Source organism: Paenibacillus sp. NN59 (genome assembly GCF_057597225.1).
Genome location: NZ_CP199678.1, coordinates 1,674,840 through 1,689,133 on the forward strand (window position 1 = coordinate 1,674,840; position 14,294 = coordinate 1,689,133).

Genomic DNA, 14,294 nt, shown 5'->3' on the forward strand with positions numbered 1-14,294 from the left:
AAGACAAGATGCATTTTTATACAGGAGGAGCCTGGGGAGTTATGACAGATCATTTATGGAACATCACAGACCGTGAAGAACAATTTCAAATGCTTCGCAGAGAGGTCCGAGCTTCGCTCGATATGACTTCTTCTGCCGGGGATGAGGAGTTGTGGCATGGGATTGAGAGAAAAGTTCTCGGTGATTCGGGCCTGGAAGATTTGACTTCAGGTGAGCGCCATGAGTTGGTGCAACGATTGTACGATTCTTTTCGCGGATTGGATATTCTACAACCTCTGGTGGATCACCCGGACATTACGGAGATTATGATCAACAGTCATCGGGAGATATTTGTGGAACAAGAAGGGGAGGTCAGACAGATTCCACTGCAATTCGAGTCCAGAGAGCGGTTGGAGGATATTATTCAAATAATCGTGTCTGGTGTGAACCGCATCGTCAATGAATCTTCCCCCATTGTGGATGCCCGCCTGAAGGACGGTTCACGGGTCAACATTGTGCTTCCGCCTATTGCGCTAAAGGGGCCAACGATGACGATCCGGAAGTTTCCCAGTGAGCCGATGAAGATGTCTGATCTGATTGAGAAGGGGGCCTTGCATGAGGAAGCAGCCGAGTTATTACAGCAGTTAGTGCGGAGCAAATACAACATTTTTATCGGGGGAGGTACAGGTTCGGGGAAAACGACTTTTCTGAACGCGTTATCCCAGTTCATCCCTGCTGATGAGCGGGTTATTACGATTGAGGATTCAGCGGAGTTACAGATCGTGACTGTGCCCAATCTCGTCTCTCTGGAGACCAGAAATGCCAATACAGAAGGAAAAGGTCTGATATCCATCAGGGATTTGATCAAGTCCTCCCTACGGATGCGTCCAAACCGGATTGTCATTGGGGAAGTACGGGGAGCGGAAGCGCTGGATATGCTACAGGCGATGAACACGGGCCACGATGGGAGCTTGTCTACTGGTCACGCAAATACGATCTCGGACATGATCAGTAGACTTGAAACGATGGTCCTTAGTGGAGCGGAACTTCCCATTACTGTTGTAAGACAGCAGATTAGCTCGGCCATCGATATTTTTGTACATCTTTCCCGGCTTCGAGACCGTTCACGTCGTGTGACGGAAATCAGTGAAGTGATAGGTTTACGTCATGGTGAAGTGCTTCTGAACCCGTTGTTTCGATTTCAGGAGCAGGAGGAACGGGAAGGGCGTATCATTGGTGGACTCATCCGGGTGGGCAACCTGACCAAGGTGGATAAGATTCATATGGCCGGACTTGGAGAGTGGCTTGAAGGATACATAGAACAATTAGCTGAGCAGGCCGGACCAGAAAACAAGTAGTAAGCTATGAAAATAAAGCGAGCTATAGGATGGGATACAAGGTGAGTGGAAAAGAAAAACGTCTTATAACAACTATGATTTAATGTTTTTGATGTGACCTATCTTGTTGTTAACGATTTTGGGAAGTTCCAAACCATGTTGTGAGAGAAAGAGGGTGCAGAGGGCGGTGCAGGGCAAGCAAGCATTAACGAATTATACCGTATATACACTTAGCTCAAGACAACGCTTGGTCTGTATGCTGGTCAGCGGATGTTTATTTTTCGGTGTTGGCTTGTTGTTTTATCATCACTGGTTGGCAGGCACGATACTGGCTGCTGGTTGTATATGGGTGCCCAGGTTTTGGACAAAGGTGCTACTGGAACGCAGAAGGATGACACTTAGTCTGCATTTCAAGCAAGCTCTGTATACACTATCCTCGGCCCTGGCGGCCGGGAAGTCAGTGGAAAACGGTTTTAAGGAATCCGTTGAAGACCTGCGGATGTTGAACCCTGAAGCTGATACCGATTTGATTCGAGAGTTCACTATATTGCGGACACGCATGGAATACGGTCAGCCGATTGAAGAGGCGTTGCAGGATTTTTCGGAAAGGGCACAGATTGAAGATATTACGAATTTCGCAGACGTGTTTATTACTTGTAAACGAACGGGAGGTGATCTGGTGGAAGTGGTTCGTCGTACCTCCGCAGTGATTGGAGAAAAGCTGGATATTCAACAGGACATCATGGTTGCTGTGGCACAGAAAAGATTTGAATCCAAAGTGATGTTTGCGGCACCCTTCATTTTTTTGTTATTTCTCAACCTGACCGCCAAAGATTTTATGGAACCACTATACAGCGGGCTCGGATATCTCATTTCTACAGGTGCGCTTGCTGTGCTGGTCTGCTGTTATCTATGGATTCATCGCATTATGGATATCAAAGTGTGAGGAGATGAAAAGATGCTGTTTCCCCTCATGATTGGAGGAGTACTTAGTGCGGGCTGGATTGTGCTTGATCGAACCCGGGGGAAAACTTACAAGCATTTACGAAAGCTGCATATGGAAGGATTACGTTTGAAAAAAATGCATGCTCCGTTTCTGTTTATGCTCGACAAGTTCGAGATCGGCCGCAGATTACCTGTACTTATGTTTCGGATGCAGCACGCGATCCAGAAGATGCATGGCATACAACATAGCGGTGAGAAAACGCTACTCTATTGTGCTGAAATGTTGACGTACTCATGGCTAGTGTTGCTGTCAGGATGTTTACTATCCCTCGTGAGGGAGGTAGGCACGGGAGCATTAGCTGGTGGAGTCGTTCTTGCAATTGCTTTACCATTTGCGATGTATAAGGATCTTTACACCAAGGTGAAGCGAAGAGACCAAGATATCCTTATAGAGCTACCTGAACTGCTTAATCGAATTGTGCTCTTGGTTGGGGCAGGGGAAACAGTGCAACGTGCAATCAACCATAGTGTGAATAGCCAGGGCGAACGGAATCATCCCTTGTACAACGAATTGCGGAGAGCAACAGGAGACTGGAATAACGGGTACTCGTTTCAGCAATCTTTAGAGCAGTTCAGCCGCCGATGTGGTGTGCAGGAAGTGACGATTTTTACAACGACAGTTTTACTGAATTTCAGGCGTGGAGGAGGTGACTTTGTATTGGCACTGCGGGATCTGTCACATGTATTGTGGGAGAAACGCAAGGCGGTTAGCCGGGCCAAGGGAGAGCAGGCCTCTTCGAAATTAGTGTTTCCGATGGTGCTGATCTTTTTTACAATCGTGATCATGATCGGTGCGCCAGCTTTTATGATGATGAACATGTAGGAGGGAAATTGGGATGAAGAACAAGGTAGCGGCATTTTGGAAAGAAGAAGAGGGTCTGGGTACGCTGGAACTGATTCTGATTATTGGTGTAATTATCATTATTGCGCTGATTTTTAAAGATCAGATTAAATTGTTGGTAACAAGACTGCTGAAAAATGTCAGCAACAAAAGTAATGAGTTTTTTGAGTAGACGTTTTAGAAAGGAAGAAGGGAGCTTCACTGTCGAAGCTTCCCTGGTCTTCCCGATCATATTATTTATCCTGGTGTTGCTGCTGTTCTTCACGATGTACATGTACCAAAAAACGTTTTTAAACCAGCATGCTTATGCGGCTTCTGAACGAGCTGCCTACAGTTGGGATAATAGTCACAAACAGGCGCTGACAGGCGAATATGCTTCCGGGGAATATGATCACTTGTACTGGCGGTTAAGCGATGATCGGCTGTTAGGAGTATTGTTTGGTTGGGCGGGAGCGGGTAATGAGGTTAGCGTTTCTATACCTGAATCAGAAGGTGGCAATCTTTCGGAAAAAAAACTAGCACAAGCATCTAGCCATATGCCTTCAGCCATGAAGGGCACAATGACATATCAAAATGCATTGATCCAGCGGAAGGTAACAACTGAGCTAGAGCAGGTTATATCGTTGCCTCTGCCCTCATTTTTGTTTGATTCCGGCAATCTTGTACTCACGAAGGGCTCCTCTGCTGTTGTAGAACCGGTTGAATTCATCCGAACGGTGGATTTGATCCGTTATTACGGTGCCAAGTTTAAAGGAAAAGGTGGAAAGGAAGCGACTTCAGCTGTGGAGGCAGGGCAAGTTATACAGCATTTTGGAAAAAACGAAAAATGAGCAAAGGGGGAGGGAGGCACTGTTTAGAAAAAAAGATGGTGAAGCTGGAGCTGTAACGTTATTTCTGATTTTGATTCTGGCTGGAGTGTATATGTTTGTGGCGGTTTTTATTGATTATGCGAGAATTGCCGCCTTCAAAGTACAGACGGAGCGGATGGCACATGCCGCAATGAGATCCGTTATGTCAGCTTATGATACATCACTTCGGGAGTATGGTTTGTTTGCATATGGCGACAGTAGCGGAGATGCCATTATGGCCAAAGTGTTGAATGATAGTGTGAAACCTTCTTCCGTAAAGGATGGTTTCCCGATTCTGGATATTCAATGGGACACCACTTCACTCGGTATGGAACGTGAACTGGGCAGGTATGATATTTTTAATCGTCAAATCCAGGAAGACATGAAGTATAGAGCGCCGGTTGATTTTGCTATTGAAGTGATTAATCGATTCAAACCGATGTCAGAGGAGATGAAGGAAGCAGCACATACCGTAGATCTGTTGAAGAAATTACAAAAGCTCTATGATAAACGTGAGAAATTGCTGGATGAAGCGATTGGGAATCAGATTGAATCTGCCGATAAGGTAATGAAACTTCCAGACTTGATCATGAAACCGCCAGCCCAGGCCATCTATGAAGAAATGCTTGAGACAGCGCCAGAGACAGCGGCAGAAGCGGCTGCACGTTATGCCGATTACTTAAGCAAGAAACAAGCAGACGAAGGACTGCCTCTCATTGAACAGCTGTACATATTGGAATTGGGGCGTTACCGGACAGGTGTAAATCAGATTGTGACAGGAATCAGCATGTTGATGCAACCAGCGCTAGAGGCGCATAAGACCAAACTATTGGAAGCACAGGACAAGATTGAAGAGGCACGTGAAATTAATGAAGAAATGAAACGAGTGATTGCGGAAGGAGAAAATCGTTCCGAGAATGCCGGTTATGACAACGTGGGTAGCTCTACCCTCCCTGGAACGAGTCCGACATCTGCGGGTTCCGGCAATGAAGCCAAAAGTACACGTTCGCTCGCTTCCGAGCTTGTCAGGGAAGATGCTCTATTTGATCGGATAAAATCTCGTGTGATTTCTCAAAATGAAGACTTCTCTGGCGTGGGAAAAGATAGCATGGAACTCAATACCCAGCTTCGGAGTGTGACGGGTATGAGTGGTGTTCCAATTAAACCTGCGGTCAGGCAGGCAAGTCAGACTACGGAACGTTATATGAATTCTTTTGGGAGAACAGGCCCTTCCAATCTTATCACACAGAGCCAACAGGAACTTGAAAACGGCCGTAGATCGGATGCCCAGCGTAAAGAGAATGACAAGCAGTCCAAAGGGAAGTTGAAGGAAATCAAACGGATATTCAGCCGGATAGAAAACGGAAGTTCCGGTTCCATGCAGACATTCAAACAATTGGAACAATTTTATGAGGCCAACATAGCGTTCAATCAAAAAAGCTTTGAGCGAGCGGAAAAGACAGAGATTGCGAGTGATCCGTATGATTCCGGTGGAAATGCCATGAAGGGAATGGATCACCTGTTTGGAGGGATGTCAGGACTACTCGGACAACTTGGCGATGAGTTGTTTCAGAATGAATATGCGCTTGCTTACTTTAATTCCATGGATTTTGGTCAATTGTTCTCCTGGACGGAAGGTAGTGGAGATGTTAATGACGTGTTCAAACTGGAGAATCAGGAGCTGGAGTATATCCTATACGGTTTTCATAACCCTTCAGGTAACATCGCATCTGCATATGCGGAGGTCTTCGGAATGCGTCTGGCGATTCGTACAGCTGAAGGACTAAGTGAGAATAGTAAGCTTGGGAATCCGCTTCTTGTGCTGTCTGCCGCGATCCTGTATGGAATCACGCATGCAATAGAAGATATGGTGAAGCTGGCGAAGGACGGCAATGTAGAATTATCCAAATATATCAAGGTGAAGCTGACATACAGGGATCACCTTAGATTGTTCCTGCTTATGCATAGCAATAATGATCGCAAAATGTCCCGAATGTTAGCCTTGATCCGATTGAATACGGGAGCTAACCCGGATGAGAAACAAACTTATGCTTCCGGTCAGATGCGCAGCAGCATCAAGCTATGGTTTTTGCCTGGAATTGTGCGAAGTATAGGCGCTGTTATGGGCAGTGAGGATCAAGTACAAGATGGACGTTTTTTCATTGAACGGAAGGCGGATTATTCCTATTAAACACGTGAAAACATGTTGATGGAGGCATGATGGAAAAAAGGGTTCAGGTTCAGGATGAAAGGAAATGTGTGCAGATGCAACATCGGATCACGCGGATAAGCAGATTGGAACGCTTGAAGTCACTGAGAAAACAGGTGTTTGAAGCGAAGAAAGAACAGGGCACTATGGTGCTGGAGGCTTCGCTGGTTCTACCCATTTTTCTATTCTTTATCCTATTTCTTATCTTCATTGTTCAGATGACACTGATCTCCACCGCATTGCAGAGTACAGCGGGGGAAACGGTAAAACAGTTATCAACGAAAGTTTATCCAGTATCGCTTGCCTTCGCGCCTTCAGATTCTGCTGGAGGTGAGAGGCTGGAGGAGGGCTGGAAATGGCCACAGCTGTCCCTGACGGAATGGGCAGACGGTTACGCTTCTTCCTTGCCTTCACCCTTAAGTGACTGGGTGCGAGATGCAGCGAAACGTGGTGAAGAGCCACTGCAAAGAATCAAAACGTCGGTAATGGAAGCCATACTTGATCCGGTTGTGAAGCCGTTGTTGCAACCATTTGTTGAAACTACACTGCTAGATATGGAACGTATTCATGTTAACGGAGTATCCGTTCCTAACTTGAAGAATAAGACGAATCCGTATTTCAGAATAGAGCTGAGTTATGAGTTGCCTGTGAAGGTTCCTTTTCTCGGCAAGCCTTTACGAATTCAAGTTGCTGCATCAGAGCGGATATGGATTGGTGACACAGGAGAAGGAAGTGGTAACGGAAGCGGGGGAGAAAATGGCACGGGGTCAGCAACTGTTTTATCAAAGCCAGATCCAGCATTCATAGGGAACCATGCAACGATAAAGGTTCAGGTCGAGCCAGGCGCAACGGCTAATCTCACGATTTTTTACAAGTCTGGTGAGAGTTCTGCGAAGCATATTGGCTGGGCTACGGCTGACGAGAACGGAATCATAGAATGGACATGGTTTGTGGGCACTCGAACAACGGAAGGGACTTGGAGTTTTGTTGTAGAGACTGCGGAGGGCATGCAGACGGAAACTTCATTTACGGTAGCATCCAGAAAGTAAGGAGCGATGATATAGGTGGGATGGTTTTATGTGATCTGTGGTATATATCTTCTGGTGGCGTTTGTAACCGATATACGGTCTATGAAAATTCCGAATCGGTTGACTCTACCAGTAACGGCAATGGGAGTGCTTGCTCATCTTGCCTGGGGAGGCTGGGGAGGTATGTGGTTCTCTTTAGCTGGATTTGCTGTTGGTTTCGGTATGTTGTTTTTAATGTACGTCATTGGTGCAGTCGGTGCAGGAGATGTGAAGTTATTTGGGGGCATAGGAGCTTGGACGGGGTTTACATTTGGCATACACGTGATCATATATTCCATTCTGTACGCTGGATTAATCGGCTTAGTTATCCTTTTATTTCGCAAAGATGCGTCGCAGAGAATACGTACAATGATGTTTAATATATTCGGTTTCTTTAAACTGGGCTCTCTTAAACTCGTAAGTCACGAAAAAACGCTGAAGTTCCCGTTTATGCTCGCTGTACTTCCCGGTTTCGTCAGCTCATGGATTTATATGTTTGGGTAGTTGCTCTGCTCTGGAATAACAGCGATTGAAAGGCTCCTCTGTTATTGGAGCATCCGTGTAATGACTTTTGTTAACATATTAAAACAATGGAAAGTGAGGAGCGGTATGTATGGCTTAACGAGGGATTTCGTACGTAACGGCGGGACATTTATGGTTTTGGAAAAAGCGGATGGGCTACGAATGGAGGAACTCAGCAGGGTACAGATCGGTATGTTAACCTCGAATCGAATTCCTCGTATGCTACCTTTATTCACTCGGGAGATTGATCAGAATGTAACGTTACAGTATGACATCTCCGGATATAAGATGTTGTCCCAGATGTTAAAATCGATTCAAATCAGCTTGCCGGTATTGTATAATCTTTTATTTCAGTTGGCAGAAGCTCTTGTGGAGTGCAGGCACTACATGTTGGAACCACAAAATTTGTGTATTCACGAAGACTATATATTTATTCAGGGGGCAATGGAGCAAGGGGAGCTTGGTTTAGTTTACGTACCCATGATGAATGCCCATGCCCGGCAGGAGAAGCAACCCCCGCAGATATTCCGTGACTTGGTAATCAAGCTTATGGCTCATGTTCAGGAATTAGAAGGAGAGGGCATACAACGAGTATTACAGTTATGTGATGATGAGCGCTGGGACATTCGGCAATTACGTGAACTTTTATTAGAATTGTGTACTGGTAAACCAGCACGACTGATATCCAGTCAGCTACCTGAAAAGAAAAGCGTCGCCAGACTTAATTACAATAAACCTGATACAGAACAATCAGATCGTCATCAACGTGAGCGCCAGCAAATCATCAAACCGGATGTAGACATTAAAAAAGTAGACCCCTATTCGAAATCTTTGTTACACAGGCCAACAGCTGGCCAACCTTCGTCGAGAAATACAAACTACTTTCATCAGAATCAGACCTCAACTCAACTTGAGTCCTCTTCATCATTTGTTTCCGTAGATCAGAAAAATGTGGAGATGGAAGAGCAAAATTCGGTCACTAGATCTTCGCGTACGACATATATCTGGCTAGGTTGTATAGTTTCCATGGCATTAGTATGGAGATTTATCTACATGCAGCAGCCAAGTCAGAATGCAATGATTTTGTCTACAGCGCTAAGTGTCGGCCTCATTGCAGTGGCGAGTTGGATGTGGAAGAGAACGGGTGATTCCGCTGGTGTATCCGGCGTTCATATCCCTTTATCTTTATCAGTGATTGGCAGGAAAAAGGATAAGGGGGCTAAAGTAGAAGAGGAGATGTTTCAGGAGAGCTGGCGCTGGAATGCCATGGATAAGCCCGAAGAAGATAAGGGGAAATCCATTGAATCTTTGCCTGAGGTTGCTGAAGATCATACCTCTTCCCGCCTTCGCAGCATGAGCATATCCCCTATGAACCTAACGTCTGGAGATATGCTTAATCCACCATACACTGAGAAGCGGGATAGGGAATGGGGGAGCACTTCTGAACCCCATCTCACGGGCTCAGCCGTTGAGGCAACAGTTAATCTGCAGGCACTGGACGGATTATCCAATGAAGACAGAAGCCCTAGTCTACCATCATATTACCTTGAACTAACTTTAAATAAAGGTGGAGGGAGCAAACGTGTTGATGTGAAGGGGGCATCGTTTGTCATTGGAAGAGCAGCGGATATGGTTCAATATGTAGATAACTCGACAGGTGTATCCCGTGCACATGTGGAATTGAGTCGGAGCAAGTCTGGTTATGCTCTCAAGGATCTAGGTTCCGTCAATGGAACGATGCTTCAAGGAAATCTGCTGGCTCCTTACAAAGAATATCCACTGACGGATGGGGATACGTTCATCCTGGCCGAATCGGTCTACGTTTATCGAGTGTCAGGATGAACTGTACGATCCAAATGTAATTTGTTTTAATCGGATAACCCGCGATGCTTCAGGTCCTCAAGAGCCTGAGTCAATGTGGGGAAGGTAAACTTAAAACCGTGATCCAAGGATTTTTGTGGAATGACCCGTTGTCCTTGAAGCAGGACGACGGATAGTTCACCAACCAGTGTTTTGATCAGGAAGCCAGGGACAGGGAACCAGTGAGGACGATGATAAACTTTGCCTACCGTACGGCCGAATTCATCATTGGTTACCGGGTTGGGCGAAGAAGCATTAACTGGACCCGAAATTTCTTTGTTATGAATAGTAAAGTCGATCAATCGAACGATATCCATGATGTGAATCCAACTGGTCCACTGTTTGCCGCTGCCGATCTTGCCGCCAAATCCGAGCATATAGGGCAGTTTCATCAATGGGAATGCCCCTTTTTTATGACCCAAAACGAGACTGACCCGGATTTTGACCAGTCTTACATCCCGGATGGCATCGGCGGCAACTTCCCATTGTTCCGAGACGCGGGAAGGAAAATTCATCGACCTTTGCGGGCTGCTCTCATCAAAGGTTTCATCGGGAGAGGTGCCGTAGATTGCCATGGCTGAAGCCTGGACGACAACTTCCGGCTTTTGTCGTAGCGATTCCACTAGTTTGGCAACCCGGGCAACCGTTCTAACTCTGGATTCCACAATTTCCAGCTTGGCCTTCGTTGTCCAACGCTGGTTCAATGTCTCGCCCGCTAGATTCACCAGAGCATCAATACCTTCCAGTTCCTGCGGCGTTTCTTCGAGCTGATCCCAGGATATATATGTAAGGTTTTTACTCGGATTATGCATGTCAGGAAGCTTGCGAGTGATTACTTTCACATGATGTCCGGCCTGTAACCAGTAATCTACAAGTGCGCCTCCGACAAATCCGGTACCTCCACAAATGGCAATTTTCATATTGAACATCCTCTCTTATGGGTCAAAAAGCCCCGCATGGTAAGTTAAATGAGTGAAAAGGGCTTACCGAGCGGAGCTAACATGTGTTTAATTTAACCAAATTGGTACCACATCTAACGATGCTGACCTGCTTTATTTTCCAATCGGTTCATACGCTATAATTCATCAAATGATTATTTCATCAAATGGCGATAGGGAGTATAGTCGATTTTATTTTTCTCCAGAAATTTAACCAGAAATTTATTGTCCCGTTTTGGTGTCGCAATGATATAACCTTTAATGCAATGGTCTCTGGACACTTCGGTTGCATGATCTTCCACGGCAATTTTACCAATCTCGGCAGCAATGGAATGTTTGGCAATGTCACGAAAAGGGCCAGGTACAGGTTCAACAAGCTGATCCAGAAAAGCTTTGGCTTCATCTGTCCATAGGTGGCGGCTTGTCTCCACCCAGTGATTCTGCCAATCCAGCTTGGACTTTCCGTCAGCTTTCGGCAGCACCTTAAGGAACTTCCGCATCATGAAAAATCCACCGATGCACATGCTTCCAAGCAGCAAAAGCGTCCAGAACGCAATCGTATTCATAAACCAGTTGCTGGGCGAACTACTCGTTAAAAGCTGGGTGTAGGTATTAAAAATCATTGCCAAATCACCTCGGTTTATTGATTTTCACGCCCTGATGAAAAGGCGTCCATGTTCCGTAATTTGCTGTCAAAAATAGCCTCTCATTCGAATTATATCGCATTTCTAGATTTATTTCGATAATCGCGTTATGATAGTGGATAATTCAGAAAAAGGGGGATCTATTGATGCTGAAAATCGGCTCCCACGTGTCCTTTTCGGACAAGGGATTATTGAGTGCAACGAAGGAAGCGTCCTCGTACGGTTCCAGTTCGTTTATGATATATACGGGTGCACCGCAGAACACACGCCGTAAGCCTATTGAATCGATGTTTATTGAGGAAGGCAAACTTGCCATGCAGGCAGGCGGATTTGAGGACATTGTTGTGCATGCTCCTTATATCATTAACCTGGGCTCTTACAAGGACAGCACATATGGACTGGCTGTGGACTTCCTTCAGGAGGAAATTCGCCGTACTCACGCCATTGGCGTGAAAAACATCGTATTGCACCCTGGTGCATTTACGGATAAGGATGCTCATTACGGTATCGAACGTATTGCACAAGGATTAAATGAAGTGCTCGATGGTATTCAGGAAACCGATGTGAATATTGCACTGGAGACGATGGCTGGTAAAGGAACCGAAATGGGCCGTAGCTTCGAGGAACTTGCACAGATTATTGAGAAAGTGAAACATAACGAACGTCTGACGGTGTGCATGGATACGTGCCACATTCATGATGCGGGTTATGACATTGTCAACGATCTGGATGGTGTACTGGATCAATTTGATCGAACGGTTGGACTTGACCGAATTGCTGTAATGCACATTAACGATAGTAAAAATGCTGCCGGTGCACGCAAAGACCGTCATACACCGATTGGATCGGGCTGGATTGGTTTTGAAGCAATCAACCGTATTGTAAACCATGAGAAGCTGAATAATCGTCCATTCATTCTGGAAACGCCGTGGATTGGTAAAGATGCCAAAACCCAGCGACCGATGTATGAAATTGAAATTGCATTGCTGCGCGGAGACGTGGAAGGCCGTTTCGGTCAGGAGTTCCTGAGTGAAGTCGAGCAAATGCAGCACTTCTTCAAAAGTAAGGAACTGGATTCCCGTGCGTATGTACTTGATGTGTGGACACTGCTCAAAAATGATGCCAAAGCCAAAAAAGCTGATCCGCGTGAACCGCTGGAACGCTTGTATGACATGGTGACAGAGGCGGCATTGTTCCCGCATTTGAATGAAGAACAAATCAATCACCGCTTGATTGCTTGGCTTGCAGGGTAATCCCTGCAAGTCTTGCCTGATATAGTTCATGTATGTCTTGTCTAATTGAAGGAGGAAGATTAACCCGATGGAGATTCACGCAAAACAAATACGACCTGATGATCAAAACCGCGCCAATCGAGCGCGTATGCTTATTTCCTGTCCGGATGGTCCGGGAATTGTAGCAGCGGTATCACACTTTTTGCATCAACATGGTGCCAACATTGTACAGTCTGACCAGTATACGATGGACCCGTCAGGCGGTATGTTTTTTATGCGGATCGAGTTCGATCTACCGCAACTGGAGAGCAACTTGGCGAAGCTGGAAGCGGATTTTGCCGATGTAGCAACACGTTTCGAGATGGAATGGTCTCTTTCAGCGGTTAGCCGCAAAAAAAGGTTGGCTATTTTTGTATCCAAAGAGGATCACTGTTTGGTAGAGCTGCTCTGGCAATGGCAGGCTGGCGATCTTGATGCGGATATTGCGCTTGTGGTCAGCAACCATTTGGATATGAAAAACTATGTAGAGTCTTTCGGCATTCCGTATCACCATATTCCGGTTACAGCCGATACGAAAAAAGAAGCGGAGCAACGTCAACTGGAAGTGATCGGCAACGATGTGGATGTGATTATTCTCGCCCGTTATATGCAGATTATCTCTCCAACGTTTATTGAACATTACCGTAACCGTATTATCAACATTCATCATTCGTTCTTGCCAGCCTTTGTTGGAGGTAAGCCATACGCTCAAGCCTATAACCGTGGTGTTAAAATCATTGGCGCAACGGCGCATTATGTAACGGAGGAGCTGGATGGCGGCCCAATTATTGAACAGGACGTTCAGCGTGTAAGCCATGGGGATAATGTGACCGAATTGAAACGCATTGGACGTACTATTGAGCGTGTTGTGCTTGCGCGGGCTGTGAAATGGCATGTGGAGGACCGTGTTCTTGTACACGAAAATAAAACAGTCGTATTTTAAGTCTAAGTTTACGCTTTAATACTGTGCAAGGTTGATCCGTAACCTTACAAGAGAAGTAGACTCAGTCACTCAGAGAGTGCTGCACTATAATCCGAGCGGCCCCAGTTCAATGATGAACCGGGTGCCGCTTTTTGGCGTGTATGTATTTTCCGCATAGACCTAACAAAGTACCAAAGAGAAGATGGCCAACGACCCAATAGAAAATGGCACCAGCGTCATTCAGATCGGGTACACGTGGGGATAACGGAGACAAAGGGAGATAGAGCAGGGAAGAGACGGCTCCAATAAGTATTCCTCTACTGACTGGACGGCCTGAACGTCTGATCCACCAGATATAGAAAATCCCGATGATAACAGATACAGCAAGGTGCAGGAAAAATTCGATCCATTCCGGCAGGCGCGGAGGAAGCCCTGGTACAAAATCAATGTTAAGTAGCAAGGTGTATACCTTTTCGTCAGTTAATGTTTGGACCACTTTGAGAAACAGTCCCAGAAAAACGCCGCTGACGATTCCGGTTATGATCCCGGAAAACAAGGGTAATGATGATTTTAACGAACGAGACGGGTGTCGCACTGCATCTGACATTACAAGCCCTCCTTGGAATGAAGCATACCTAGCTATCTGAAAAATAAACCGTTCACCTTGCTCTCGAATCGAGAGATACAGACTAGAAGATGCAAATTTCACGTTAATCTCTAAAAAGTGTATGGTTTTCAGCTTAAAGGTTATACTTCATCCGATGGATTAACAAGGTTTAGCGAGAATCAGCCGAATTTTTCCGTAACTTTCTAAAAGAAGGTTATGGAAAAGCTTCACGGCAAGTGATACA

General features: G+C 45.8%; 14 protein-coding genes. 11 read left to right on the top strand and 3 right to left on the bottom strand.

Annotation, left to right across the window (positions count from 1 at the left end):
• Window positions 1-41 precede the first annotated feature (41 nt).
• The 9 genes from ACT89M_RS07285 (at window position 42) to ACT89M_RS07325 (ending at window position 9,650) form a co-directional block, all read left to right on the top strand.
• A complete protein-coding gene (locus ACT89M_RS07285; protein WP_341181748.1) occupies window positions 42-1,337 on the top strand; it encodes a TadA family conjugal transfer-associated ATPase in 1,296 nt (431 codons plus the stop codon).
• Between the two features lie 166 nt (window positions 1,338-1,503).
• On the top strand, window positions 1,504-2,262 hold the full coding sequence (locus tag ACT89M_RS07290; protein WP_341181749.1) for a type II secretion system F family protein: 759 nt from the start codon (window positions 1,504-1,506) through the stop codon (window positions 2,260-2,262).
• Window positions 2,263-2,274: 12 nt separating this feature from the next.
• Window positions 2,275-3,144 carry a type II secretion system F family protein gene (locus ACT89M_RS07295; protein ID WP_341181750.1) on the top strand — a complete coding sequence of 290 codons (870 nt, stop codon included), beginning with the start codon at window positions 2,275-2,277 and terminating at the stop codon, window positions 3,142-3,144.
• Between the two features lie 13 nt (window positions 3,145-3,157).
• Window positions 3,158-3,334, top strand: coding sequence for a Flp1 family type IVb pilin (locus ACT89M_RS07300; protein ID WP_154890890.1), 177 nt, complete (start codon window positions 3,158-3,160; stop codon window positions 3,332-3,334).
• Window positions 3,318-3,992 (top strand): TadE/TadG family type IV pilus assembly protein, encoded by a 675-nt coding sequence (locus ACT89M_RS07305; protein ID WP_341181751.1) that lies wholly within the window; start codon window positions 3,318-3,320, stop codon window positions 3,990-3,992. The genes ACT89M_RS07300 and ACT89M_RS07305 overlap by 17 nt, the downstream gene beginning before the upstream one ends.
• The gene (locus ACT89M_RS07310; RefSeq protein ID WP_487345148.1) at window positions 3,973-6,201 is read left to right on the top strand and encodes a hypothetical protein; all 2,229 of its coding nucleotides are present in this window, start codon (window positions 3,973-3,975) and stop codon (window positions 6,199-6,201) included. Before ACT89M_RS07305 ends, ACT89M_RS07310 begins: the two co-directional genes overlap by 20 nt.
• Window positions 6,202-6,227: 26 nt before the next feature.
• A complete protein-coding gene (locus ACT89M_RS07315; protein ID WP_373323227.1) occupies window positions 6,228-7,268 on the top strand; it encodes a pilus assembly protein in 1,041 nt (346 codons plus the stop codon).
• A 15-nt stretch (window positions 7,269-7,283) separates the two neighbouring features.
• Window positions 7,284-7,790, top strand: a complete 507-nt coding sequence (locus ACT89M_RS07320; RefSeq protein ID WP_154958494.1) for an A24 family peptidase — start codon at window positions 7,284-7,286, stop codon at window positions 7,788-7,790.
• Between the two features lie 60 nt (window positions 7,791-7,850).
• On the top strand, window positions 7,851-9,650 hold the full coding sequence (locus tag ACT89M_RS07325; RefSeq protein ID WP_308722542.1) for a DUF6382 domain-containing protein: 1,800 nt from the start codon (window positions 7,851-7,853) through the stop codon (window positions 9,648-9,650).
• 26 nt (window positions 9,651-9,676) lie between these two features.
• Here the strand turns inward: ACT89M_RS07325 and ACT89M_RS07330 are convergent, their stop codons facing one another.
• The gene (locus ACT89M_RS07330; protein ID WP_154958492.1) at window positions 9,677-10,588 is read right to left on the bottom strand and encodes a TIGR01777 family oxidoreductase; all 912 of its coding nucleotides are present in this window, start codon (window positions 10,586-10,588) and stop codon (window positions 9,677-9,679) included.
• A 173-nt stretch (window positions 10,589-10,761) separates the two neighbouring features.
• Window positions 10,762-11,229, bottom strand: a complete 468-nt coding sequence (locus ACT89M_RS07335; RefSeq protein WP_154890895.1) for a DUF2621 domain-containing protein — start codon at window positions 11,227-11,229, stop codon at window positions 10,762-10,764.
• Window positions 11,230-11,396: 167 nt separating this feature from the next.
• On the opposite strand from ACT89M_RS07335, the gene ACT89M_RS07340 reads away from it, so the two are divergent.
• Both ACT89M_RS07340 and purU read left to right on the top strand, forming a co-directional pair.
• On the top strand, window positions 11,397-12,503 hold the full coding sequence (locus ACT89M_RS07340) for a deoxyribonuclease IV (protein ID WP_308722543.1): 1,107 nt from the start codon (window positions 11,397-11,399) through the stop codon (window positions 12,501-12,503).
• A gap of 67 nt (window positions 12,504-12,570) precedes the next feature.
• Window positions 12,571-13,464 carry a formyltetrahydrofolate deformylase gene (purU, locus tag ACT89M_RS07345; RefSeq protein WP_090918068.1) on the top strand — a complete coding sequence of 298 codons (894 nt, stop codon included), beginning with the start codon at window positions 12,571-12,573 and terminating at the stop codon, window positions 13,462-13,464.
• Between the two features lie 106 nt (window positions 13,465-13,570).
• Here purU and ACT89M_RS07350 read toward each other — a convergent pair whose 3' ends face one another.
• Window positions 13,571-14,050, bottom strand: a complete 480-nt coding sequence (locus tag ACT89M_RS07350) for a hypothetical protein (protein WP_154890897.1) — start codon at window positions 14,048-14,050, stop codon at window positions 13,571-13,573.
• Window positions 14,051-14,294 lie beyond the last annotated feature (244 nt).